The organism is Roseovarius tolerans, from assembly GCF_028885395.1.
Lineage (GTDB): Bacteria > Pseudomonadota > Alphaproteobacteria > Rhodobacterales > Rhodobacteraceae > Roseovarius > Roseovarius tolerans.
In genome coordinates this window covers 3,583,135-3,607,760 of the sequence record NZ_CP118494.1, presented here as the reverse complement: position 1 = coordinate 3,607,760, position 24,626 = coordinate 3,583,135, and the positions used below count along the sequence as shown (strand labels likewise).

Genomic DNA, 24,626 nt, shown 5'->3' with positions numbered 1-24,626 from the left:
GGAACACTCAAGCGCAGATCACCCTTCCGACACGCGCCCGGGCCGATTACCTTCGCGCCATGGCGCAACTGACGACCCGTTTCTCGCGCATTGGGCGTGCGCATCGCACACGCATTCGCCTTTGGCAGCTGGCGGGATTTGCAGTAGTTTGACCAAGAAGTCGCCCAAGCGATGTGCAGTATACGGTTGTGTCCCGCTAAATCATTGGGGGTGAAGGAAAAAACGCTTTCACGCGCACTCCGGGCGCGGTAAGCAGCGGCAAGGATCAGGAGACCGGCGCATGCCCCCAATCGAAGATCACCCGCTGCGCTATGACTTGGCGAATGAGTTGCACGCCCGCCCCTTTCCGTCGCTCAAGGCGCCCTGCACGGCCGTTTTCCTAGCGATCAAGCAGCCGAGTGACGCCGCCAAGCGCGACCGCGCGGCGGATCTTGCGCATCTGACGGCGCTACTGGATCGCTACGGGGCCAAGCACCCGCAGCCCGGTGCCACGCATTATTTCGGAGAGATCGGACGGCACAGCCTGAAATGGGAAAGCCATACCGAGATGGTGACCTACACGGTCTTTACCGAAGGCGTCAGTTCGCGCCCCTTCGATCCGGTGGATTTCGAGGTCTTCCCGGAGGAGTGGCTCGCCAAGGCGCCGGGAGTACGCATCACCTCGGCGATGATCCGGGTGGTGCCGTGGGCCAGCCGCGATGCGACGCGCGCCGATATCGACAACTGGTTCGTGGATGAAAGCGTCGCCATGGCGCGCGTGCTTGACGATGCCGCGGTGATGGCGGGGGATTTCCGGGTCGATCCGGCGGGGCATCTGCGGTTTTCCCTGCATGTCGCGCCCAGCACCGGCGCACGGCGGATCGGGCGCGTGGTGCAGCGGATCTGCGAGATCGAGACCTATAAGGCAATGTCGATGCTGGGCTTTGCCCGGGTCCGCGAGATGGGCCGCCAGATGGGCGAGACCGACAGCCAGTTGAGCCGCCTGATCGACGACATGACCGGTGGCACGCAGCCCGCCGAGGAAACCTTGCAGAGCCTCTTGCGGGTCTCGGCAGAGCTGGAATCGCTGGTCGCGCAATCCTCGTTCCGCTTTGGTGCGACGGCGGCCTATGAGCAGATCGTCAATCAGCGTATCGCGGTCCTGCGCGAGGAGCGGTTCGAGGGTCGCCAGACCTTTGCCGAGTTCATGATGCGGCGCTACGACCCCGCGATGCGCACGGTGCGCGCCACCAAGGACCGGCTCTCGGCGATGGCTGACCGGGCGATGCGCGCGGGCGAGCTGTTGCAGACCCGCGTCGATGTGGAGCGCAGCGCGCAGAATCAGGCGCTGCTGGAGAGCATGGACAAGCGCGCCGATCTGCAGTTGCGCCTGCAGCGCACGGTCGAGGGGCTGTCGGTGGTGGCGATCAGCTATTATGCCGTGTCCTTGGCGGGCTACCTGCTTTATCCGCTGACCGACATGCTGGACGTGAGCAAGGGCATGGTCACGGCTGCGGTGACCCTGCCTGTGGTGGGTCTGGTCTGGTGGATGGTGCAGCGCATCCGCAACAAGATCCACTGAGCGGTTTTGCGGGGCGGGCCCGCGCGTCGGGGGACGCTTGGCGTCAGATCACGTAATGGAGCTGGTCAAAGCTCTGTCGCCATTGTGAGACCTCTGGCAACAGTGTGCCGGGATCGTTCCCGCGCAGGGCGCGCGCGATGAGCGCGGCCATGCGCGGCGTGTCTTCGGGCGTCACGCCCCACCGGACGAGTTCCGGTGTGCCGATACGCAATCCGTTCATGTCGCCTGCAACCGGGTCGATGGGCAGCCCGATGCCACAGGCGAGAAAGCCTGCGAGACGCAAGCGTTTCGAGGCGGCCTGCCCGCCGCCGAACGCCGCTGCCTCGAGCGCAAACTGATGCGATTGCGTGGCCGTGTCCCGGGCCTTGAAGACCGGCAGCCCTTCGGCCTCGAGCGCGGACGAGAGCGCCTGCGCGACGGCCACCATCTGGCTTGCATAGGCGCGCCCGTACACACGCCAGTCCAGCAGCGTGATCGCGAGCGCCGCCGATTTGGCGGCATCGAAATTGGCCGTCATGCCGGGAAAGGCGATGGCGTCGAGCCGTTCGGCGAGATCGGCCTCATTGGTGACGATAAGGCCACCAGCCGGGCCGCCAAGACTCTTGTAGGTGCTCATCGTCATCAGGTGCGCGCCCTCTGTGAGCGGGTTCTTCCATGCCCCGCCCGCGATGATGCCGCATTGATGCGCGGCGTCGAAGAGCAGTTTGGCCCCTACCGCGTCGGCAATCGCGCGCACCTCTCGCACCGGGTGCTCGAAGAGATTGAGACTGGCACCGAGCGTGATCAGACGGGGCTTTTCCGCCTGCGCCATGGCGCGCAATCCTTCAAGATCAACGGTATAGCCATCACGGTTTACCGGGGCCTCGAGGATGCGCAACCCGTAGAGCCCGGCGCAGCCCGGCGCGTGGTGGGTGACATGGCCACCAATGGACGCAGGCGGCGCGATGATCGTGTCGCCGGGTCGGCAGGTGGCCATGAAGGCGTAGAGATTGGCAATCGCGCCCGAAGGCACGCGGATCTCGGCATAGTGCGCACCAAAGATCTCGGCAGCCAGTTCCGCCGCGATCACCTCGATCTCCTCGATTGCCTCGAGCCCCATTTCGTACTTGTCGCCCGGGTAGCCCAGCGAGGGGCGAGAGCCGATACCGGAGGCCAAGAGCGCCTCGGCGCGCGGATTCATTACATTGGTTGCTGGGTTGAGGTTGAAGCACTCGGCCTCGTGGATGCGGCGGTTGTCCTCAGCCAGCGTCTCGAGTCGCGCGGCGATCGCGTCGGCGTCCTCGATTGCGGTGCGGCTGGCAAGTGTCTGGATCAGGTCTTCGCAATGGCTGGGCACCCAATCGCGGTGGGAAAGTGTCATGATGATCTCCTGAAGATCCGTTTCCGGCAGGATGGCGCGGCACGATGGACGGCGCAAATCAGATTATGTAAAAATGAGCGTAGAAAAACTAAGGCTAGAAAATGTCGGTATCTCCGCCCCGCCCGAAAGGGCCACCGCTCAATGCGCTCCGCGCTTTCGAGGCTGCTGCGCGGTTAGGTGGTTTTGCCAATGCCGCCGAAGAGCTTTGCGTGACCCCCGGAGCGGTTTCGCAACATATCCGCGCGCTTGAGGACTGGATCGGCGCCGATCTCTTCGAGCGTCGTTCGCAGGGGGTGCGATTGACCGCGTTGGGGGCAGAGGCACTGCCGGGTTTTGCCACGGCTTTCGATGCGATGGGGGCGGCGGTGCATGGTCTGCGAAACGCCGCGCGGCATGGCACCCTGCATATCGCGGCGCTGCCCAGCGTGGCGCAACTCTGGCTCTCGCCCCGATTGCCGGCGGTGCGCGCGGCGCTGCCTGATCTGCGTGTGTCTGTCTCGACCATCGAGACGCCGCCCAACCTGGCGCGTGATCTCTTTGATCTCAGTCTCTTTATCCGCCCTCCGACCGGGGCACGGGGCGAGCGGGTGCTGGCGCAGGATATGATCCTGCCGGTCTGTGCCCCCGAGGTTGCCACGCGTCTGCGCGGCCCCGCCGATCTGGCGGGGGAGACCCTGTTGCATGATGCGCTCTGGCCCGAGGATTGGGCGCTTTGGGCGCGGGCGGTTCTGCCGGGCACTCGGCTGCCCACCAATGGGCCGCGCTATTCGCTCTATGCCATTGCATTGGAAGAGGCGCGGCACGGGGCCGGGGTGCTGATGGGGCACCAGAGCCTTGTGCAGAGCGCGTTGGAGGATGGCAGCCTGATCGCGCCGTTTGCCGCGCCTGTGCCAACGGGCAAGGCACTGGTGCTGGAACATCCCGCCTTTGATCCGCCCCGCGCCGATCTGGCGCAGGTGTTGAAGCTGCTTGCCGGGCAAGTCACGGGCTGATCCCCTCTGGCCATTGCCGCGCGCCTGCGATATCCGGGCCGGGTTGCAACACCCCCGGAGGACACGCCTATGTCCGAGACCGTTCCGTTCGAGAAACCCGGCCCCGTCGAGGCCGATCTGAGCCATGCCATCGCGCCTACCGAAGAGATCATCGCGGAGGCGCGCAAGGGCCGGATGTTCATCCTCGTCGATCATGAGGACCGCGAGAATGAGGGCGATCTGGTGATCGCCGCCGAATTCGCGACGCCGGAGGCGGTGAATTTCATGGCGCTGCACGGGCGTGGTCTGATTTGTCTGCCGATGACCGCCGAGCGGATCGACCGGCTGGGCCTGCCGATGATGGCGGTGAACAATTCCTCGCGCCACGAGACAGCCTTCACCGTCTCCATCGAGGCGCGCGAGGGCGTGAGCACCGGGATTTCCGCCGGTGACCGCGCGCTGACCATCGCCACCGCGATCAACGAGCAGAACACCATGGCGGCGATTGCCACGCCCGGCCATGTCTTTCCCCTGCGCGCACGGCGCGGCGGGGTGCTGGTGCGCGCCGGGCATACCGAGGCGGCTGTCGATATTGCGAGGCTGGCGGGGCTGAACCCCTCGGGCGTGATCTGCGAGATCATGAAACAGGATGGCAGCATGGCACGGCTGCCGGACTTGATCGAGTTCGCTAAAGAACATGATCTGAAGATCGGCACGATTTCCGACCTGATCGCCTATCGCCACAAGCATGACAACCTGATCACCGAGACCGGGCGCGAGACCGTCACCTCGAGCCATGGCGGCGAATGGCAGATGCGCATTTTCGCCGACCAGATCACCGGGACCGAGCATGTTGTGCTGACCAAGGGCGACGTGTCGGACGGCCGCCCCGTTCTGGCGCGCGCGCATGCGCTCAACGCGCTGGAGGATGTGTTGGGCATCGGCCTTGCGGCGCGTGAGGGTGCGCCGACTGGTAAACTGCCCCGCGCGATGGAGATCATCGCGCGCGAGGGGCGCGGTGCGGTGTTCCTGTTCCGTCAGCCGCGCCCCAAGCTGGCGGGCGAGATGGAGGACGATGACACGCCGCGCACCGTCAAGCAGACCGGACTTGGCGCGCAGATCATGGCGACCATGGGCATTCACGAGTTGATCCTTTTGACCGACAGCCCGAACACGCGTTATCTGGGCCTTGATGCCTACGGGATTTCGATCACCGGCACCCAACCCCTGACCGAGGAGTGAGAGCATGGCCGAGCATGAGTACACCCTGCCGCGCGCCGAGTTCGACAAGCCTGTGAAATTGTTGATCGTGGTGGCCCCGTTTTATCGCGATATCGCCGATAACCTGATCAAGGGGGCTTGTGCCGAGATTGAGGCCGCGGGCGGCTCTTACGAGATCGCCGAGGTGCCCGGCGCGCTGGAACTCCCCACCGCCATCGGCATCGCCGAGCGGATGTCCAACTTTGACGGCTACGTGGCGCTTGGCTGCGTGATCCGGGGCGAGACCACGCATTACGAGACGGTCTGCAACGACAGCTCGCGCGGGCTGATGCTGTTGGGGCTTCAGGGGCTGTGCATCGGCAACGGCATCCTCACGGTCGAGACCCGCGCGCAGGCCGAGGTGCGCGCCGACCCGCAGGCCATGAACAAGGGCGCAGGGGCTGCGGCTGCGGCCTTGCATCTGGTGGCATTGGCCCGTAAATGGGGCGGCCCGCGCAAAGGCGTGGGGTTCAAGCCCGCGACCGAGGAAATCCGCCTCGCGGGCGATGTGAAGGACACGCCCAAGGCATGAGCACCGACTCCGCCCTTTCCGGCAACCGCCGGCGTCAGATGAAATCCGCCGCGCGCATGTATGCCGTGCAGGCGCTGTTTCAGATGGAGCATTCGCAGCAAAGTTCGACCGCCGTGCGGCAGGAATTTCTCGACCACCGGTTCGGGGCCGAGTTCGACGACGGTGTCGATATGGCCGAGGGCGATGTCGATCTGTTTTGCAAGCTGATTGATGACGCGGTGAACTGGCAGGCGAAGATCGACCAGATGACCGATCGCGCGCTGGTCGCCAAGTGGCCGATTGCCCGGATTGATCCCACGCTGCGCGCGCTTTTTCGCGCGGCCGGGGCCGAGATGATCCAGTCCGACACGCCGCCCCGCGTGGTGATCATGGAATTTGTGGACGTGGCCAAGGCGTTCTATCCCGAGGGCAAGGAATCAAAATTCGTCAATGCCGTGCTCGACCACATGGCGCACGAGGCCAAGCCCGAAGCGTTCTGAGGTCTCAGCGCAGCCGCAGCACCGGGGCCGGGCCAATCGGGATCGGGCCGAGCAGGATGCGGCCACCCCTGAATGTCAGCGGGATATCCAGCGTCTCGCGATTGCCATTCATCCGGGCCAGAAGGTCCAGACCATTCTCAACCGTCTGCGCCATCCCTTCGCGCAATGCGCCCGAGGCCTGCGCGAGCGCAATCATGTCGCGCCAGTTCCGCGCCTTGAGGGTGATCTCGCCTTCGGGCATCCCGTCCGGTGTCACGTCCACCTCGCCCGCCGCCTGCAGGTGCAACTGTCCCCATTTTCCATCGACCAGCGCAACCTTGATACGGGTGGGCTGCGGGCGCGCGACCTCGATCGCGGTCCGGTCCCAGACCTTGTCGAACGTGACCGTCAGATCGGCGGTGAGGTTCGAGATCTGCGCGGGCAGGCTGCCATCCGGGTCAAGCAGGTCGCGCCAGGGCGGAGCGAGCGTCAACCCTTCGGCGGCCAGACCGAGGCGGTAGTCGCGGTCGGTTTCCTGCTGTTCGGCGGCCAGAGTCAGAGAGGTCAGTGTGCTTATTTCCTCGGGCCGATCCTCGGGTGTGATCTGCAGGAACTCGGCGGTGAGGGTGACGTTGCGCGGGGCGAGCCGCGTGTCGGGGGCGATGCGCAGGCTGGCCCGCATGTCGCGTGCCTCCACGCGGAATTTCTCTTGCGGGGTGGCGATGAGCTGCGTCTCGGGCCAGACCGCGATCACGTGATTGGGCTGATAGCTGAGCGCGCTCAGTTGGAAATACGGGGCCTCCCAAGCGAGGCCGGTGGCCGGGTCCGCGAGGATCAGGTCGGCAAATCCGGTGTCGAAGCGGTTGGGAAAGCCCTGCACGCTCAGGTCCGAGGTTTCGGCGACCCAGCCTTCGGACCGGCGGGCCTCGAACCAGCTGGAGAACGCGGTCTGCAGCCCGCGCTGTCCAATGTACCAGTAGCTCGACCAGCCAAGTGCCGCGATCAAGATGACAGCCAGCAGAAATCGCATGCGCACGCCCCTTTCATGCCTGTTCGGAAACGTGTTTATAGGGGCCAGTACGCGAGGAACAGGGATAATCAATATGTGGGTCTTCGGCTATGGATCGCTGGTTTGGAACCCGGGCTTTGATGTCACGGAACGCGTGATTGCGCGGCTGCCCGAATTTCACCGCAGCTTTTGCATGCGCTCTGTCCATCACCGTGGAACGGATGACAATCCCGGCCTCGTTCTGGCGCTTGATGCCGCCCCCGGCGCTCTGTGCCATGGGGTCGCATTGCGGGCCAAGCCGGAGGAGGCCGAGGGCGTGCTCGCCTACTTGCGCGAGCGGGAATTGGTGTCTTCCGCCTATCTGGAAAAGCGTCTGGAGATTGCGCTTGACGATGGTCGGCATGTCGAGGCGCTGACCTATGTGGTCGACGCCGAACATGTGCAATATTGTGGCGGGCTCGACCTTGAAGAGCAGGCGCAGATCATCGCACGCGCGGTCGGCGGGCGGGGGCCGAATACCGAGTACCTCTTCAACACTACCGCACATCTCAAACAGCTTGGTATCCATGACAAGGAACTGGATTGGCTGGTGCGCCGGGTCCGGCATCTGTGTGGATAAGTCCTTGGCTTGACGGGCCAAGACGCGTAGGGTTGGGCGCATAAATCAACGTGTCGGGAGCGTCCAGATGGACCAGCCGGACCGCGAGGTCGAGCCGCAATTCTCATACCCCTATCGCCAGATCGTGCTGATGGTGATCGTTCTGGTGCTGACCGGGCTCGGCTCCTTCGTGGCCCTGCCGCGCGTGCTGCCGGTGTTCGAGGCCAATCCCTGGCTGAACGGTTTTATCTTCCTCGTCTTCGTCATCGGGGTGATCGCGACCTTCTGGCAGGTGTTTCAACTGATTGGCTCGGCCCGCTGGATCGAAGGCTTCGCCGCGCAGGTGCCGGGCCACGAAATGACGCGCGCGCCCTCGATGCTGGCGCCGCTTGCGACGATGCTGCGCTCGCGCGGCAAGCGGATGCAGATCGCCTCGACCTCGGCGCGCTCGATTCTCGACTCGGTTGCGCAGCGCATCGACGAGGCGCGCGAGATCACACGCTATATCGTCAGCCTGCTGATTTTCCTCGGCCTTCTGGGTACATTTTACGGTCTCGCCACGACCGTGCCGGCGGTGGTCGACACGATCCGAAGCCTCGCCCCGCAGGCGGGCGAAGAAGGGGTCGACGTCTTCAACCGCCTGATGACCGGGCTCGAGGCGCAACTGGGCGGCATGGGCGTGGCCTTTGCCTCGTCGCTTCTGGGTCTGGCCGGATCGCTGGTGGTGGGCCTGCTGGAGCTTTTTGCCAGTCACGGGCAGAACCGGTTTTACCGCGAGCTTGAAGAGTGGATGTCGACCATCACCCGGGTCGGCTTTGCCAGCGGTGATAGTGATGGCGACGGCGGCGGTGAACAGGACGCTGTGGCGCATGTGCTCGACCACATGTCCGAGCAGATGGACGCGCTGCAGAACATGCTCAGCCAATCGGACATGAGCCGTGCCATGGTCGATCAGAAACTGGGCGTACTGGCGGATTCCATCGAGCGCCTGACCCACCGGATGAGCGATCAGAATCCGGTGCAGGTGGCGCTGATGCGGATGGCCGAGGGGCAGGAACGGCTGATCGAGACGCTGGAGAACCGCGAAGTGGCCCCGAATGAGGGACTCGATGCCGAGAGCCGCATGCGCCTGCGCTCGATCGACGTTCAGATGCTGCGGATCCTCGAGGAAATCAGTGCCGGACGGCAGGAGACCATGACCGAGTTGCGCTCCGATCTGGCGGCGCTGACACGGTTGCTCGGACAGGCGCGCGACTCTGCCCCACGCCGCGTGCGCGCCGCGTCGCCTCGCCCTGAAACGGATCGCGGCGGGGAGGGCTGAGCATGGCGCTCTCGCGGCGCACAGGAAGCCGGTTTCAAGGCGCGATCTGGCCGGGTTTCGTGGATGCGATGACCGGGCTGTTGCTGGTCCTGATGTTTGTTCTGACGATCTTCATGATGGTGCAATTCGTGCTGCGCGAGGAAATCAGCGGGCAGGAAACGCAGCTTGACGCGCTGTCGGCCGAAGTGTCGGCCCTGTCCCTTGCACTCGGGCTGGAGCAGGACCGCAACGCCACGCTGCAAGAGCGCGTTGGCGCGCTCACCACGACCTTGGGCGATGCGCGCGAGCGGCAGGAACAGCAGGCCGCCCTGATCGAGAGCCTGCGCGCGCAGAGTGCCGAGCAGGCGCAGGCCTTGCAGACCGCGCAGGGCCGCATTGCCAGTTTCGAGGAACAGGTGGCGGGCCTGTTGTCGGATCGGGAAACGGCGCAGACGCGCATTGCCGATCTGGAAGACCGTCGCGACGCATTGCTGAGTGAGGCCGAGCAACTGAACCTTGCCCTTGCCAGCCTGCGCGATGAGGTGGACGCCCAGGCCGAGGCTGCCCGGCTTGCCGCCGCCCGGCGCGAGGCGCTCGATGCGCTGGTCGCGGATTTGCGCGCGCGCAATGCCGAGGCCGGAGAGGCGCAGGCGGCCCTGAGCGCCGAGGTTGACGATCTGCAAGCGCAGTTGAGCGAGGAAGAACAGACGCGCCTCGCCGAGGCCGCCGCCGCCGAGGCCCTGCGAAAGCGCCTGGAAGCATCGCAGGCAGAATTGACCTCGATGACGCTCGCATTGGAGGAACAGCGCCAGCAGGCCGAGGAAACGCTGACCCTGCTGGCCGCCGCCGAGACCGCGCGCGAGGACCTGAATAGCCAATTGGCGCAGGCGCTCTTGCAGGCCGAGCAAGGGGCCGAGGCCCGCGAGGCCGAGATTGCGCGTTTGGAGGTCGCACTCGACGCCGCGCAGAGTGGCGAGGCCACGGCCACCGGCACGCTGGAGGACACCCGTGTGGCGCTTACCGAGGCACAGGCGCGGGCGCGCAGGCTGGAGGAACAACTGGCGCAGGCCTTGGCCGAGAAAGAGGCCGTGGAAGGTGAGGCGCTAGATGCCGAAGAGGTGCGGGCGCAGTTGGTGCAGGCACTCGCGGCACAGCGCGCTGCCGAGGCGCAGACGCAAGAGCAGATGAGCGCCGCGGAGGAGCGCGCGGCGTTGCTATCGCAGGCCCGCGAGCAGCTGGCCGAGGAGCAGCAAGCAGCAAGCGCCGCGCAACGGCAGCAGGCGCTGCTCAATCAGCAGGTCGCGGCCCTGCGCGATCAGTTATCGCAGTTGCAGGGGTTGCTGGATGAGGCCCGCGAAAGCGAGGCCGAAGCCGAGGTGCAGTTGCAGTCGCTTGGCAATGAGCTCAATACCGCGCTGGCCCGGGTGGCCGCCGAGGAACGCCGCCGTCGACAGGCGGAAGAAGAACGCGCGCGCCTGCTGGAGGCAGAACGCGAGCGGTTGGAGGCCGAGAAAGAGGACTTGGAGAAATACCGCTCTGAATTCTTTGGCCGCCTGCGCGACGTGCTGGGCAATCAGGAGGGCGTGCAGATCGTGGGGGATCGGTTCGTCTTTTCCTCAGAAGTCCTGTTTGCTCCGGGTGCAGCCGATCTTTCACGCGCCGGGCAATTGGAGATTGCCAAGGTTTCGAACATCCTGCGCAGCGTGATTAACGAGATACCCGAGGGCATCGAATGGGTGTTGCAGGTGGATGGTCACACTGACGACGTGCCGGTCATCGAGGGTGCGCGCTTTGCCGACAACTGGGCGCTGAGCCAGGCGCGGGCCCTCTCGGTGGTGCGCTACCTCACGAATTTCCTCGGCTTTCCGCCAGAGCGCCTTTCGGCCAACGGGTATGGTGAGTATCAGCCGGTCAACCCCGCCGATACGCCTGAAGCGCGGGCCCAGAACCGGCGCATCGAGTTGAAGCTGACCACGCGGTAGCGCGCGTCAGGGCAACACATTGATATCAGCGTGACGCGCGGCAATCAGCGTATCGCCGCGCATGAGGCGCACATAGCCGCGATAGGCCCCGGTGGGCCAGCCCGCAGCCGGGGCCTTGCGCCCGAAGGCGCGGAAAAGCTGCACCTTGGGGGCGTCGAGCGTGATCTCGTGGCGGAAAATCTCGCCCTCGGGGCCGTGGGCCGTCAGGGTTAGGCGATCCCCGGGCTGGGCGAAAAAGACGTGGCCATAGAGCACCAGCGGCTGACCGGACGTCGTCTCGCGCACGCGCGCCGCGCCGGATTGCACCGCGTCAAAGGCGGGTACAGCGGTGGAGAACCCGGCGGTGAATAGGCCCGCGCGGGTGTACGCGAGTGGTGTTTGCCACAAGCCGCCATCTGTTGCTTCGCCGCATTGCGTGATGTTGTCGGGATGGAAGGGATCGACGATCTCACCATCCTTGAGCACGCCGAGATGCACATGCGGCGCGTTGGTCAGTCCGCTCAACCCGACCTCGCCCAAGACATCGCCGGTCACCACCTCTTCGCCTTTGCGGACTTGGATCGACCCGAGTTTGAGATGGCAATAGAGCGTTTGCCAGCCGTCGCCGTGATCGACGCGCACTGCATTGCCGCATTCGCGGCCTCGTATCGCCGCACGTGTCGTGGTGGTGACGGGGGTATCTGCCATGCCGTCGCGGGTGGCAGCGACGGTGCCGGGGGCGGCGGCCAGAACATCGACGCCGGTCTGCATTGCCTCGAAAGACGGGAGCATGAAATCGGTGCCGCGATGGTCGTCACGGCTCTTGAGGCCACACATGTAATCACGTTGACCGGGGCCGGGATCGGTATCGACGTAATCCTCGATATAGCAGGTCTGGCCAAGGGTGCAGTCGAGCGGCAGGGCGAGACGAAATGCGTCGGCGGCGGCCGTTTGGGCCGCCGCCAGTGTCAGTATCGTAGCGAGGGCATAAGCCCGCCGCATTATTCCGCCGTGAGTAACGGCGGCTTCTTCTTGCCGGTCAGACGGCGTGCGGCAGGGCCTTCGATCTCCAGATCGATCTTGCCATCCTTGACGCTGACCTTGACGACGCCACCCTTCGACAGGCGCCCGAAGAGCAGCTCTTCGGCTAGCGGCTTCTTAATGTGCTCCTGAATGACGCGACCCAAGGGGCGCGCGCCCATCTTGTCGTCGTAGCCCTTGTCGGCGAGCCATTCGGCGGCCGGTTCGGTCAGCTCGATGGTTACGTCGCGATCCATCAGCTGCGCCTCAAGCTGCAGCACGAACTTTTCGACCACCTTGAGGATCACCGATTTCGGCAGCGGGCCGAAGGAGATAACGGCATCCAGACGGTTGCGGAACTCCGGTGTGAAGGTCCGCTCGATCGCCGCCGTGTCCTCGCCCTCGCGCCGGTCGCGGCCAAAGCCGATGGCGGATTTCGCCAGTTCGGTTGCACCGGCGTTCGAGGTCATGATCAGCACCACGTTGCGGAAATCCACGCTGCGCCCGTTATGGTCGGTGAGCGTGCCGTGATCCATCACCTGCAAGAGGATGTTGAACACGTCCGGATGCGCCTTTTCGATCTCGTCGAGCAGAAGCACGCAATGCGGGTGCTGATCGACCCCATCGGTCAGAAGCCCGCCCTGATCGAACCCGACATAGCCCGGAGGCGCGCCGATCAGGCGCGAGACCGCGTGTTTCTCCATGTATTCCGACATATCGAACCGCAAAAGTTCCACGCCGAGGGAATCCGCCAATTGCTTGGCGACCTCGGTCTTGCCGACACCGGTCGGACCGGCAAAAAGATAGTTGCCGATCGGCTTTTCCGGCTCGCGCAGACCAGCACGCGCCAGCTTGATCGCGGAACTGAGTGCAACGATGGCGTCGTCCTGACCGAACACGGTCCGTTTGAGTGCGCCTTCGAGGTCCTTGAGCACCTCGGCGTCGTTCTTGGACACGTTCTTGGGCGGGATGCGGGCGATCTTGGCCACGACATCCTCGATCTCCTTGACCCCGATCGACTTGCGCCGCTTGGAGGCGGCCACGAGATGTTGCGCGGCACCGGCCTCGTCGATCACGTCGATGGCCTTGTCGGGCAGCTTGCGGTCGTTGATGTAGCGCGCCGAGAGATCGACCGCGGTGCGGATTGCGTCGTTTGTGTATTTGACGCTGTGGTGATCTTCGAAATAGGGCTTGAGGCCCTTGAGGATCTTGACCGCATCCTCGACCGTCGGCTCCGCCACGTCGATTTTCTGGAACCGCCGCGACAGCGCGCGGTCCTTCTCGAAGTGCTGGCGGTATTCCTTGTAGGTGGTCGATCCCATGCAGCGCAGCTTGCCGCCCTGCAGCGCGGGTTTGAGCAGGTTTGAGGCGTCCATCGCCCCGCCCGAGGTGGCTCCTGCACCGATCACCGTGTGAATCTCGTCGATGAAGAGCACCGCGTCGGGATGCTTTTCAAGTTCTGTGACCACAGCCTTGAGCCGCTCCTCGAAATCACCACGATAGCGGGTGCCCGCGAGCAGCGCGCCCATGTCGAGCGAATAGATGGTCGTGCCCGACAGGACCTTGGGCGTCGAGCCGATGACGATCTTGTGTGCGAGACCCTCGGCGATGGCGGTTTTGCCGACGCCGGGATCGCCCACGAGGATCGGGTTGTTCTTGCGCCGACGGCACAGCACCTGAATGCAACGCTCCACTTCCGAATCGCGGCCGATCAGCGGATCGACATCGCCGGTGCGCGCCTTTTCGTTGAGATCGACGCAGTATTTCGCGAGTGCCGAATCGCCGGCTTCGACAGCGTCGCTTTCGGCCTGTTTCGTGGTGCCGTCGTCATCGAGGTCGGTCGCGCCGGACACCGGGCGGGATTCGCCGTAGGCAGGATCCTTGGCCACGCCATGGGCGATGAAATTCACCGCGTCATAACGGGTCATGTCCTGTTCTTGCAGGAAATAGGCGGCGTTCGATTCGCGCTCTGCAAAGATCGCAACAAGCACGTTGGCCCCCGTCACCTCGGTCCGGCCCGAAGATTGCACATGGATCGCCGCACGCTGGATCACGCGCTGGAACGCGGCGGTCGGCACCGCCTCGGAGCCGTCGATATCGGTCACGAGGTTGGCAAGATCATCGTCGATATATTCCACCAGCGTGGTGCGCAGTTCCTCGGTGTCGACGCTGCACGCCTTCATCACGCGGGCGGCGTCAGGCTCGTCCACGAGGGCGAGCAGAAGATGTTCCAGTGTCGCGAATTCGTGCCTGCGTGCATTGGCCAGAGCCAACGCCGCGTGGATTGCCTGTTCGAGTGTGTTCGAGAATGAAGGCACGGTCGTGCTCCTTCTGATCTTGGCCGGGGCGGGACGCCCACGAACCTTGGCCTCATAGTCTTAAAGTTTGGTCGATACCGGCCATGCTTCAAGGATTTTTTCGTAAAACCGGGTCACTTTTCGTGATACGGGTCGCGATTTCGATCACATCCGCCTCAGAACCGATCCTTTCTTGCACGGATTTCCGCAAAGACCATCTCCGGCGCGGCGCCGGTCATGCCGAGGTGGCTCTGAATATCCGGATCAGAGGCACGCAGGAACGGGTTGGTGGCAAGTTCCTCCGCGAGGGTGGAGGGAACGGTGGGTTTGCCGGTTGCACGCTTTGCATCGATCTCTTTGATCCTTGATTTAAGCCTTGGATTGTCGGGATCAACGGTCAGGGCGAATTTTGCATTGTTTAGTGTGTATTCATGGCCGGAATATACCACAGTTTCGGGCGGTAGTGTGGCAAGTTTTGCAAGGCTCTCGTGCATTTGCGGCATGGTTCCCTCGAACACCCGGCCGCAGCCGAGGGCCATCAGGCTGTCCGCTGTAAACACCGCGTCGCTCTGTGGAAAGTGAAACGCGACATGGCCGACAGTATGCCCCGAGACGTCGATTGCGCGACCGTCTTCCTGACCGACACGCACGGTGTCGCCTTCGGCTATCGCGATGTCGAGCGGTGGCAGGCGATGCGCGTCTGCCGCAGCCCCGACGACGCGGGCGGGTGCGAACGCGAGAAGATCGGGCAGACCCTGCACGTGATCCGAATGGTGGTGTGTCAACAGAACGTCAGAGAGCGTCCAGCCCTGTGTCTTCAACTCGGCGATAATGGGGGCCGCCTCGGGTACATCCACCGCCGCCGTCGCCCCTGTTTCTGGGTCATGAGCGAGATAGGCATAATTGTCCGACAGGCAGGGAATGGTAACGATTTGCAAAGTCATGGTATTTTCCCGGTCGCCAGTTGGTGATACGGTCAGAGTGACCGATAACGGGATGCTCTGCAATGCATCTGGACGTGCAGGACTTGCGAAATTTCTACTACCGCAGCCCCTTGGGCCGCGCGGTGCAGAAGACGTTGCGCGCGCAGCTTTCCTCATTCTGGCCCGAGGCGCAGGGCCAGACAGTCGCGGGGTTCGGATTTGCGGTCCCGTTCCTTCGCCCTTATCTGGCCGATGCGCGGCGGGTGGTGGGCCTGATGCCCGGCCCGCAGGGGGTGATCGGCTGGCCGCAGGGCATGCCCAATATCTCGGTCCTGTGCGAAGAGACCCTTTGGCCGCTGGAAACCGGCCATGTCGACAAATTGCTGGTCGTGCATGGATTGGAGACCTCCGAACAGCCCGGCGCATTGCTGGAGGAATGCTGGCGCGTGCTGGGGCCGGGAGGATCAGCGCTTTTCGTGGTGCCTAACCGGGCTGGGCTGTGGTCGCGATCAGACCGCACGCCATTCGGCTTCGGGCGGCCCTACAGCCAGACACAGCTGGAAAACCAGTTGAAGCTGCACAACTTCCTGCCCGAGCGGCATGCCACTGCCCTCTATCAACCACCTTCGGACAAGCCCTTCTGGCGCAAGACTGCGGGGATGTGGGAGAAGATGGGGATACGGCTGTCGATGGTCGCGGCGGGCGGCGTTCTGATGGTCGAGGCGACCAAGCGCGTCCAGGCTCCGAGCGGGCCGGGATTGCGCGACAAGGTACGCAAACCGCTTGGTGTGTTGACCCCGCAGCCCGAGGCCAAGCCGGTCTGACGCCGCTCAGCCCTTGCGCCGAATACCGATCTTGCGTCCTACCCCGTCGGGACGGGGAAGCGCCGCATGGGCCTGTGCCATCGCCTCGACCCGGTTGCGGACATCCTCGGGCATGGGCGTCACGCGCGGGCCGCCGAGATCGACGTGCAATGTCAGCCCTTCGCCGGTGGCGGCCAGCCATCCATCCTCGTGGTAGAGTTCCTGAAACGAATGAAATCGTTTCTCGTCGTGATCCAGAAGGTAGAACGTGCTGCGCACCCGGTCGCCCAGCTTGACCTCGCGCAGGTAGCGGATGTGAAACTCGGCGCTGAAGGTGGTAAGGTTGCGCGTTGCGACGTAATCGGGGCCGAACCCCATCTCGGCAAAGGCCTCATCGGCGCAGCGGTCAAAGAGCACGGTGTAATAGCCCATGTTCATATGCCCGTTGAAATCGATCCATCCCTCTTCGACCGCGTGGTAGCTGGAGAGAAATGGCGCGGCGTCGGACATTGGAAAGACCTTTTCAAGACCGGAATATCGCGGGCGTTTTAGGAGGTTTCATGGCATGATGGCAATGGTTGCGTGGCAAGGATGACATGCACCCCGCGTTTTCGTGATTTGGACTTGCGGGTTGCGTGCCTAAATCAAGGCGAGGCGCATCTCAGGAGGATATCATGCCAAACGTGACACGACGGGGCCTTTTCATCGCAGCGGGGGCCGTGGGCATAGTGGCGATTGCCGCCTTTGCGTCTCAGCGGTTTCTTGGCGGTTTCGAGGAACTGGCCGCGGCACCGGTCTATGCGCCGAAGGGTGTGGCAATCCGGGGCACTGATCCGGTTGCCTATTTCACCGAAGGCCGCGCCGTGCCGGGCACGCAGGCGCATAGCCTCGATTGGAATGGCGCGACATGGCATTTCGCCAATGCCGACAATCGAGATACTTTTGCAGCGGAGCCCGTGCGCTACGCGCCGCAATATGGCGGCTTTTGTGCCTGGGCCGTGGCGGAAAAGGGTGAACTCTATTCCACCCAGCCCGACAACTGGAAGATCGTCGATGGCAAGCTCTACCTGAACTACAACGACGACATTCAGGCCCGCTGGCAAGACGACATTCCCGGCTTTATCGCGCAGGGTGACGAACGCTGGCCCAAGATTCTACAGGACGGCGTGTGACCTAACCCCAGGGCCCGTTGCCCGCGCCCGCCATCTCGCGCAGGGCGCGGATGCGGTTTTCAGCGGCGGGATGGGTCGAAAAGAGCTTGTCCCGCGCATGGGCGTGCAGCGGGTTTATGATGAACATATGCGCCGTGGCCGGGTTGCGCTCGGCGCTTTCATTGTAGATGCGTAACGCGAGGCCGGAAATCTTTTCCAGCGCCGAGGCGAGCCAGAGCGGGTTGCCGCAAATATCGGCCCCCACACGATCGGCCTCGTATTCGCGGCCCCGGCTGATCGCCATCTGCACCAGCGCCGCGCCGAGCGGGGCCAGGATCATCAGTGCCAGCGTGCCAATGAGCCCGAGCGGGTTGTTGCGGTTGCCGCCGAAGAACAGCGCAAAATTCGCCAGCATGGAGATCGCGCCGGCAAAGGTTGCGGTGATGGTCATGATCGTGGTGTCGTGATTGCGGATATGCGCCAACTCATGCGCCATCACGGCGGCGATTTCTTCGCGGCTGAGGTTCTGCAACAGTCCGGTGGTGGCGGCGACGGCAGCATTTTCGGGGTTGCGCCCGGTGGCGAAGGCATTGGGCTGTGCGTTCTCGATGATGTAGACAGCGGGGCGCGGCATCCCGGCGCGATCCGCCATGTCATGCACCATCTGCTCCAGCGCGCTGCCTGCCTGCCCTGAGGCGAGGTGCGCGCCGTGCATTTTCAAGACCATCCTGTCGGAATTCCACCAGGTATAGGCGTTCATCGCCACGGCGATGACGAGCGCGATCAGGGCGCCGCCCATGCCACCCAACAGTGCGCCGATCCCCAGAAACAGCGCGGTCATAGCGGCCATCAGTATGGCGGTCCGCAGATATCCCATGTCTCACCCTCTTCTTCGGTCCGTCAAATATGGCACTTGGCACGCCCCTTGCAAGAGATCGGCCCTAGGCACAAGCGAGAGGAAACGGGTCATGGTCGCGGCTTCGGAATTGACGATCAATACATCCGCCACAGCGCTGGACATGGCGCAGGCGATGTTCGGAAATGGGATCACGGTGCTCGGTGCCAGCTACACTGGGGCGAACAGCGCGTCAGGTGTCTTTAGCAACGGGGACAGCATCGCGCCGACGCTCACGCCCTCTGATAGCGGTGTGATCCTGTCCACCGGCAGAGCCACGAGCGTGACCAGTGATTTCGGTCTCGACAATCTTTTGGGCCTGACCAACGTCTCGCACGAGACATCGACGAATTTCTATCGCGCGGGGGATGCAGACCTTAACGCGATTTCGGGGCAGACCACTTTCGATGCTGCCGTACTCGAGGCGGAGTTCGTGCCAGAAGGCAGCGTTCTGACCATGCAGGTCGTGTTCTCGTCCGAGGAATATCTCGACTATGTCGGCGCCGGGTTCAACGATGCGGTCGGCGTCTGGGTCAACGGGGTGCAGGCTGAACTTACGGTCGGAACCGGCGATATTACGGTCAACAACATCAACACCACAGTCAACGAGAACCTCTATATCGATAACCCGGTTGGCTCCAATGACTATAATACCGAGATGGACGGCTTTACCGTCACGCTGACGCTAAAGGCACCGGTCATTCCCGACCAGACCAACACCATAAAGATCGCGATCGCGGATGCCGGTGACGGTAAGCTCGATAGCAATCTGCTGATCGCGGGCAATTCGGTGCAGACGGCCCTTGTGGCAGGAGATGACACCGTCGAGGCTGTGGCGGGCGACACCATCAACGCCGATCTTCTGGCCAACGATTTCAGCAGCGCCGGAGGCACGCTCACCATCGTCGAGGTCAACGGTCAACCTGTCGGAATCGGTGACACTGTCGACCTTTCGACGGGCGAGAGCATCCTTCTGACCGACACGGGCATGATTTTGGCCACCGCGACACAGAGCGTCGGCAGCAACAGTTTGTCCTACACGGTGCAGGACGCGGCGGGAAATACGGACGTTGCCTTTGTCACGCTGATCACGACTGCCCCCTGTTTTACCGCCGGGACGTTGATCGACACGCCTAACGGGAAAGTGGCGATTGAAGCCTTGAAGCCCGGTGACGAAGTCCTGACCTGTGACAACGGCGCGCAGCGCGTGCGCTGGATCGGGCAGACGGAACGCCGCGCGGTGGGCGACGACGCGCCGGTCGTCTTTGACCGAAATGCCTGTGGCAGGCATGACGCGCTGGAGTTGTCGCCAAATCACCGTGTGCTGGTGTCGTCCCCGCTGGCAGAGTTATATTTCGCTAGCCATCAGGTTCTGGTCAAAGCCAAGGATCTGGTCAATGGGCGCACCATTCGGCGGCGGAGCGACGGAGCGCCGGTGCACTACGTTCACCTACTGTTTGACCGGCATGAGATCATTCATGGCAACGGCTTGCCAAGCGAGAGCTATCACCCCGGTGAGCAGACCCTTCGCAGCTTTGACGCCGAGACGGAGGCCGAGTTGCAGCGCCTGTTTCCGGAGTTGTTCGAGACCGGCCCAGGGGCCTATGGCCAGACCGCGCGCTACACCTTGCGCAGTTTTGAGGCGCGGGCATTGCTGGGGGCATCCCCTTTCGAGAGCATCGCCGCGCATCCGTGAAAGGGGCTGTGCGCCGGTGCGCGACCGGGTAAAGTGACCGCATGATCATCTCGCGTGGCCGAAACTACATATTTGTCCACATCCCCAAGACCGGCGGCACATCCATGGCGCAGGCGCTGGAAGGCCGTGCCATGGCGGATGATATCCTGATCGGCGACACGCCCAAGGCACGGCGCAGGCGATCACGGCTCGACGGGCTTGTCGCGCAGGGGCGCCTTTGGAAACATGCAACGCTCAGCGATATCGACGGGCTTCTCTCGCCCGCTGAAATTGCCGATGCGTTTACCTTCACGCTGGTACGCAACCCGTGGGATCGCATGGTCAGCTATTACCATTGGCTGCGCGAGCAAAGCTTTGATCACCCGGCGGTGCGACTTGCCGCTTCATGTGATTTCGGCGGGTTTCTTGAGGCCCCCGAGACGCAGATCGTCTGGGCCGCGCAACCCGCCAGGCACTACATGACCACGGCGGACGGGGTGGAGCGCTGCACGCTCTATCTACGGCTGGAGCATGTTGCCGAGGACGCCGGGCCACTGTGGTCACATCTGGGTTTTCGACTTGATCTGCCGCGTGTGAACATGTCGGCGCGGGGCGCGTATCGCAGCTATTACTCTGATGATCAGGCCGCCATCGTCGCGCGAATCGCAGCCGAAGATATCACGCGATTCGGCTATCGGTTTTGATCACGTCTGTGTGTGATTGCATCCGCCATCCGGCCCAATGCGGGGCGTTGTAACCGGCTGTTCACATGTGGAAAACGCTGCCCGATTCTCGCCACAAAGCAAGCAAGAACCGAACACGTTAACCATTCTTAAAGGTTGTGTTCGAGGTGTGGGGGCATCCGTCAAGCGGGCGCGTTTGGCCAATGAGTGGACAAGTGAATGCTGGGTTGGAGTGATCTTGGAGCGAACCGCGAGGCGGGGAAAACGGACGCCACCGACGTGAGCGGCGTACCGCATGCCGCGCAGAGCGGGCTGTTGTCCGGGACGCGGGTCGCAACGGCGTTTGGCTGGCGTCCGGTTCAGGCGCTTGCGGCCGGGGATCGCGTGCTGACGTTCGACCACGGCCTGCAACCGCTCGCGGACGTGACCCGGCGCTTGGTCTGGACCGGAACCTCCGCCCCTCCGCAACGCTTTTGGCCATTGGAGATCGAGCGGGGCGTTTTGGGCAATCGTGGGCCGTTTCGGATCATGCCGGGGCAGGCTGTCATGATCGAAAGCGACATGGCCGAAACCATGTATGGCGATCCCTTCGCGCTCTTGCCGGCGCTTGCGCTCACGCAGATGACAGGTGTGGACCGCAGCCCGCCGCCGGACGGGGCCGAAGTGGTTTTGCTGCATTTCGAAGAGCCGCAGGTGGTTTTTACCGATCACGGCATGATGTTTCTGTGCCCGGCGACACGGAACCTGCTGGACTATGCGCTTGGCGCGGCACCCGCCGATATATACGACATCCTGCCCCCGCTTGAGGCGCAGCGCCTGATTGCCGCGATTGATCGGAGCGGAGCCATGATGTCGTCTGCGGAGTGTCCCGGTGGGGCCTGATCCGCTGTCAGCCGTTATTTGATCAAATATTGTTTCGCCTCTGGTCAATCCGGTGGCCGCGCATCAATGTCAGCCTCGTTGACCTGTCATGCCGGAGGACCCATGCCGAACCGTCCTATTCGCATTGCCATAAACGGGTTTGGCCGGATCGGCCGGACACTGCTGCGCATTCTCATGCAGGCGCGCAGCGAGTTTGAACTCGTCTGCATCAACGACATCGAGCCCCTCGCCACCTGCGCCTACCTGTTCCAATACGACAGTGTTTTCGGGCCCTGGCCGGGGCAGGTAGGCACCCGCGACGGTGTCCTGATCGTGGATGGCCGGGAGATCCCCTTTCACGCCGAACGCGATCTGCGGGCGCTGGATCTGTCGGGCGTCGATCTGGTGCTGGAATGCACCGGCATGGGCGGCAAACGCGCCATGGCCGAGCGCGGGATCGAGGCAGGCGCGCGCGCGGTCCTGATGTCGGGCCCGTCCGCGGAGGCGGACGTGACATTGGTAATGGGGGCGAATGATGACGATCTGACCGATCAGCGGATCATCTCCAACGCGTCGTGCACCACCAATGCGCTCGCTCCGTTGGCGCGGTTGCTGGACGAGGCCTATGGCATCGTCAGTGGCCAGATGACCACGGTGCACTGCTATACCGGCAGCCAGCCCACCGTGGACAAGCCCCGCGACCGGCCCGAGCGCAGTCGCGCCGCCGCGCTCTCCATGGTGCCCACCACCACCAGTGCGCAACACCAGACCGGCCTTGTCCTGCCGGGCCTGAAAGACCGAATCGAGGCGCGGGCGATCCGCGTGCCGACAGCCAGCGTCTCGTGCATCGACCTGACGCTCCAGACCCTTGAGCCGGTAAGCGTGGAGGCGGTCAACGCGATGCTGCACGGCGCCTCGCAAACCCATCACTGGCTGGGATGGACGGACGACCCGCTGGTGTCGTCCGACCTGCGCGGACGGCCCGAGAGCGTGATCGTAAGCGGCCCGCAGACTTCGGTGTCGACCGGTGGGCTCTTACGGGTCTTTGGCTGGTATGACAATGAATGGGGGTTTTCGTGCCGGATGCTCGACATGGTCCGGCGGATCGGGCGGCGGGTCTGAGCCCGCCGCGCGCCGTTACTTGCGCAGTTTTACATTGGAAAACCCGAGACCCTGAAGCCGCGCGACCCCGCGATCGAGCTGCGTCTGCGTCTGGAACGGCCCGGCCAGAACCAGCGTTAACTCGCGGCCATCCCGGGTCAGCGTCCCGCGCCGTGCGGGGAGCCCTGACCGGGCGATCTTTTGCGCCGCCGCCTTGCCCTGTTCTGCATCGGCAAAGATACCGGCCTGCGCGTATCTGTGGCTGGCGGATGGAACAGCTTCGGGGGCAGAGCGGGTCGATACCGTGGTGTTGCCGGCCGACTGCGCTGTGGCGGTGCGGGTCACCGTCGTGCCACGACGCACGGTTTGCGGATCGGACAGCACGCGGCCCTGCGTGGCGACACGGACGCCTGCGGCACGCTGATCCTCGAAGCTGGTGAACGGCGTTTGCAGGCCGGGATATTTGTGGATCACGTCCCCGTCCGTGCGCCGGTCGATCAGGCGGCGCGGCACGGTGTTGGTCCACATCACCTCCATGCGGGCCTTGCCTTCAAAGGTCTGATGCGCGCGCTGCGGGTTAAGACGGTCATCCTCCCAGACCGGTTTCATACCCTGCGGTACGTATACTCCGGCGAGGCTGCGTTGTTGGCTCTCATAAACCTTGCGCGGTGCGACACGGGTCCGAGGCGGCACGGTGTCGGGCGTGGCAATGGTTCCGGGGGCTGGGACGGTGGATGCCGCATAACGCCCATTGCCGCCGGTGACATAGGTCACATGCGCCGTCCTTTGCGGGCCACAGCGCACTGGAGAGCCGTTGTGCTGCACCATGTAAGCAGCGGACACCCCGGTTGCGTTGGCGCAGGCGGTGCGGCTTGGATCGGGGGGCGTGATGATCCGCGCACGGCGGGCCTGCGGGGCGACGGCGGGTGCCGGGGTCGCGACCGGCTGTGGTCTTGGGGCCGGGGCGGCAGTTGTCTCAGCCGGGGCTGGTGCGCGGCGCACGGTGCGAGCCGGTGTCGCGGTCGGACGCGGGTTTTGCACCTGAGGCGTTGTGCGGGGAACGGGCGCGACGGGTGCCGCTTGTTGACGCGGGGCAGACGCAGCCTGCTGACGCGGGGCCGGTGCCGGTTTTGGTGCTGCTTCTGGTGCGGCGCGGGCCGTCAGGCTTGGTTGGAACCCGCAGAGTGGCTCCCGGTCGCGGGTCATGCGCGGCACCCAGCTTACATTGCCCGCAACTCCCGCACGCACGAAAACGCAGCCATTGCTATCGACATACTGCCGACCGTCATAGGAACTGGGCGGAAATTCAGCGGGTATCGGCGCGTCGCGCAATGATTGCGCGCCCGCATGTCCCACCCCCAAGGCAGTGACGGCGCAGGCCAACAGGGCAAACTTTTTCAGAGACATGTAACCCCCCGGTTCAATTCCCTGAATCGTGCCTTATTTTTGACGCTTAGTAAACAGTTATTGGCTTATTTTGTACCAAACATCCGGTCACCCGCATCCCCTAGTCCGGGCACGATATATCCCTTGTCGTTCAGCCGCTCGTCGAGTGCCCCGGTCGTGATCGGCACATCGGGATGCGCTTGGGCCATCCGCGCGACACCTTCGGGGGCCGCGAGCAGGCACAGAAAACGGATATCTCGTGCGCCTTTGGCTTTGAGCATCGACACCGCCGCCGCAGAGGAGTTGCCGGTGGCCAGCATCGGATCGACCACGATGGTCCGGCGTGTCTCCAGCCCGGCAGGGAGTTTGGCGTAATACTCCACCGGTTTGAGCGTTACCTCGTCACGGTAGAGCCCGATGAAGCCGACACGGGCCGATGGAATAAGATCCAGCATACCGTCGAGCAGCCCATTGCCCGCCCGCAGGATCGACACCAGCGCCAGTTTCGGCCCGGCCAGCACGGGGGCGTCCATCTCGACCAGCGGCGTCGTTATGCGCGCGGTCGTAAGCTCCAGGTCGCGGGTCACCTCGTAGGCCAGAAGCTGGCTGATCTCGCGCAGCAACTGCCGGAACTGCGCGGTCGGCGTGTCTGCCTTGCGCATCAGGGTCAGCTTGTGCTGCACCAGCGGGTGGGTGGCGATGGTCAGGTGATCGGCCATGCGGCGGGCTCCGGTCTGTGGCGGCGTGCTCTTCTGTGTTCCAGAAAAGAACGCGCAGGGCAACGCCGGGATTGCGGCGAGGCGCGGCAAAGTGCAAGCTGC

The 24,626-nt window shown here is 63.9% G+C and carries 23 protein-coding genes; 14 read left to right on the top strand and 9 right to left on the bottom strand.

Going from position 1 to position 24,626, the window contains the following annotated elements; genetic code table 11:
• The first annotated feature begins 280 nt into the window (after positions 1–280).
• Positions 281–1,561 (top strand): DUF3422 family protein, encoded by a 1,281-nt coding sequence (locus PVU19_RS17920; protein ID WP_050661487.1) that lies wholly within the window; start codon positions 281–283, stop codon positions 1,559–1,561.
• Positions 1,562–1,604: 43 nt separating this feature from the next.
• Here PVU19_RS17920 and PVU19_RS17915 read toward each other — a convergent pair whose 3' ends face one another.
• Positions 1,605–2,921, bottom strand: a complete 1,317-nt coding sequence (locus tag PVU19_RS17915; protein WP_050661531.1) for a serine hydroxymethyltransferase — start codon at positions 2,919–2,921, stop codon at positions 1,605–1,607.
• Positions 2,922–3,022: 101 nt separating this feature from the next.
• Between PVU19_RS17915 and PVU19_RS17910 the strand changes: the two genes are divergently transcribed.
• From PVU19_RS17910 to nusB, 4 genes are all read left to right on the top strand, one after another.
• Positions 3,023–3,913 carry a LysR family transcriptional regulator gene (locus PVU19_RS17910; protein WP_050661486.1) on the top strand — a complete coding sequence of 297 codons (891 nt, stop codon included), beginning with the start codon at positions 3,023–3,025 and terminating at the stop codon, positions 3,911–3,913.
• A 69-nt stretch (positions 3,914–3,982) separates the two neighbouring features.
• Entirely contained in the window at positions 3,983–5,134 is a 1,152-nt protein-coding gene (ribB, locus tag PVU19_RS17905; RefSeq protein ID WP_050661485.1) for a 3,4-dihydroxy-2-butanone-4-phosphate synthase, read from the top strand.
• A gap of 4 nt (positions 5,135–5,138) precedes the next feature.
• On the top strand, positions 5,139–5,684 hold the full coding sequence (locus tag PVU19_RS17900; RefSeq protein ID WP_050661484.1) for a 6,7-dimethyl-8-ribityllumazine synthase: 546 nt from the start codon (positions 5,139–5,141) through the stop codon (positions 5,682–5,684).
• The gene (gene nusB, locus PVU19_RS17895) at positions 5,681–6,163 is read left to right on the top strand and encodes a transcription antitermination factor NusB (protein ID WP_050661483.1); all 483 of its coding nucleotides are present in this window, start codon (positions 5,681–5,683) and stop codon (positions 6,161–6,163) included. The genes PVU19_RS17900 and nusB overlap by 4 nt, the downstream gene beginning before the upstream one ends.
• A gap of 4 nt (positions 6,164–6,167) precedes the next feature.
• On the opposite strand, the gene PVU19_RS17890 is transcribed toward nusB, so the two are convergent.
• On the bottom strand, positions 6,168–7,172 hold the full coding sequence (locus PVU19_RS17890) for a DUF2125 domain-containing protein (protein ID WP_050661482.1): 1,005 nt from the start codon (positions 7,170–7,172) through the stop codon (positions 6,168–6,170).
• Positions 7,173–7,245: 73 nt separating this feature from the next.
• On the opposite strand from PVU19_RS17890, the gene PVU19_RS17885 reads away from it, so the two are divergent.
• The 3 genes from PVU19_RS17885 (at position 7,246) to PVU19_RS17875 (ending at position 11,031) form a co-directional block, all read left to right on the top strand.
• Positions 7,246–7,770 (top strand): gamma-glutamylcyclotransferase, encoded by a 525-nt coding sequence (locus PVU19_RS17885; protein WP_050661481.1) that lies wholly within the window; start codon positions 7,246–7,248, stop codon positions 7,768–7,770.
• Positions 7,771–7,837: 67 nt separating this feature from the next.
• Positions 7,838–9,070 (top strand): biopolymer transporter ExbB, encoded by a 1,233-nt coding sequence (locus PVU19_RS17880; RefSeq protein WP_050661480.1) that lies wholly within the window; start codon positions 7,838–7,840, stop codon positions 9,068–9,070.
• 2 nt (positions 9,071–9,072) lie between these two features.
• Positions 9,073–11,031 carry a peptidoglycan -binding protein gene (locus PVU19_RS17875; RefSeq protein ID WP_050661479.1) on the top strand — a complete coding sequence of 653 codons (1,959 nt, stop codon included), beginning with the start codon at positions 9,073–9,075 and terminating at the stop codon, positions 11,029–11,031.
• Between the two features lie 6 nt (positions 11,032–11,037).
• Here the strand turns inward: PVU19_RS17875 and PVU19_RS17870 are convergent, their stop codons facing one another.
• From PVU19_RS17870 to gloB, 3 genes are all read right to left on the bottom strand, one after another.
• Positions 11,038–12,012: a M23 family metallopeptidase gene (locus tag PVU19_RS17870; protein WP_050661478.1), complete on the bottom strand. Its 975-nt coding sequence runs from the start codon at positions 12,010–12,012 to the stop codon at positions 11,038–11,040.
• A complete protein-coding gene (gene clpA / locus PVU19_RS17865) occupies positions 12,012–14,348 on the bottom strand; it encodes an ATP-dependent Clp protease ATP-binding subunit ClpA (protein WP_050661477.1) in 2,337 nt (778 codons plus the stop codon). Before clpA ends, PVU19_RS17870 begins: the two co-directional genes overlap by 1 nt.
• Positions 14,349–14,503: 155 nt before the next feature.
• On the bottom strand, positions 14,504–15,271 hold the full coding sequence (gloB, locus tag PVU19_RS17860) for a hydroxyacylglutathione hydrolase (protein ID WP_050661476.1): 768 nt from the start codon (positions 15,269–15,271) through the stop codon (positions 14,504–14,506).
• A gap of 62 nt (positions 15,272–15,333) precedes the next feature.
• Between gloB and PVU19_RS17855 the strand changes: the two genes are divergently transcribed.
• Complete coding sequence (locus tag PVU19_RS17855; protein WP_050661475.1) at positions 15,334–16,074, top strand: methyltransferase domain-containing protein; 741 nt, start codon at positions 15,334–15,336, stop codon at positions 16,072–16,074.
• A 6-nt stretch (positions 16,075–16,080) separates the two neighbouring features.
• On the opposite strand, the gene PVU19_RS17850 is transcribed toward PVU19_RS17855, so the two are convergent.
• Positions 16,081–16,563 carry a thioesterase family protein gene (locus PVU19_RS17850; protein ID WP_050661474.1) on the bottom strand — a complete coding sequence of 161 codons (483 nt, stop codon included), beginning with the start codon at positions 16,561–16,563 and terminating at the stop codon, positions 16,081–16,083.
• Positions 16,564–16,727: 164 nt separating this feature from the next.
• On the opposite strand from PVU19_RS17850, the gene PVU19_RS17845 reads away from it, so the two are divergent.
• Positions 16,728–17,225, top strand: coding sequence for a YHS domain-containing (seleno)protein (locus PVU19_RS17845; RefSeq protein WP_050661473.1), 498 nt, complete (start codon positions 16,728–16,730; stop codon positions 17,223–17,225).
• A 1-nt stretch (position 17,226) separates the two neighbouring features.
• Here the strand turns inward: PVU19_RS17845 and htpX are convergent, their stop codons facing one another.
• Positions 17,227–18,081 (bottom strand): zinc metalloprotease HtpX, encoded by an 855-nt coding sequence (gene htpX, locus PVU19_RS17840; RefSeq protein WP_050661472.1) that lies wholly within the window; start codon positions 18,079–18,081, stop codon positions 17,227–17,229.
• A 91-nt stretch (positions 18,082–18,172) separates the two neighbouring features.
• On the opposite strand from htpX, the gene PVU19_RS17835 reads away from it, so the two are divergent.
• The 4 genes from PVU19_RS17835 (at position 18,173) to PVU19_RS17820 (ending at position 22,440) form a co-directional block, all read left to right on the top strand.
• Complete coding sequence (locus PVU19_RS17835) at positions 18,173–19,795, top strand: choice-of-anchor L domain-containing protein (RefSeq protein WP_050661471.1); 1,623 nt, start codon at positions 18,173–18,175, stop codon at positions 19,793–19,795.
• 41 nt (positions 19,796–19,836) lie between these two features.
• Positions 19,837–20,478: a sulfotransferase family 2 domain-containing protein gene (locus PVU19_RS17830; RefSeq protein ID WP_050661470.1), complete on the top strand. Its 642-nt coding sequence runs from the start codon at positions 19,837–19,839 to the stop codon at positions 20,476–20,478.
• A 198-nt stretch (positions 20,479–20,676) separates the two neighbouring features.
• Positions 20,677–21,339, top strand: a complete 663-nt coding sequence (locus tag PVU19_RS17825; RefSeq protein ID WP_050661469.1) for a Hint domain-containing protein — start codon at positions 20,677–20,679, stop codon at positions 21,337–21,339.
• A 102-nt stretch (positions 21,340–21,441) separates the two neighbouring features.
• Complete coding sequence (locus tag PVU19_RS17820; protein WP_050661468.1) at positions 21,442–22,440, top strand: type I glyceraldehyde-3-phosphate dehydrogenase; 999 nt, start codon at positions 21,442–21,444, stop codon at positions 22,438–22,440.
• A 15-nt stretch (positions 22,441–22,455) separates the two neighbouring features.
• Here the strand turns inward: PVU19_RS17820 and PVU19_RS17815 are convergent, their stop codons facing one another.
• Both PVU19_RS17815 and upp read right to left on the bottom strand, forming a co-directional pair.
• A complete protein-coding gene (locus tag PVU19_RS17815) occupies positions 22,456–23,421 on the bottom strand; it encodes an SPOR domain-containing protein (RefSeq protein ID WP_235575668.1) in 966 nt (321 codons plus the stop codon).
• Positions 23,422–23,891: 470 nt separating this feature from the next.
• Complete coding sequence (gene upp / locus PVU19_RS17810) at positions 23,892–24,524, bottom strand: uracil phosphoribosyltransferase (RefSeq protein WP_050661530.1); 633 nt, start codon at positions 24,522–24,524, stop codon at positions 23,892–23,894.
• Between the last annotated feature and the right edge of the window lie 102 nt (positions 24,525–24,626).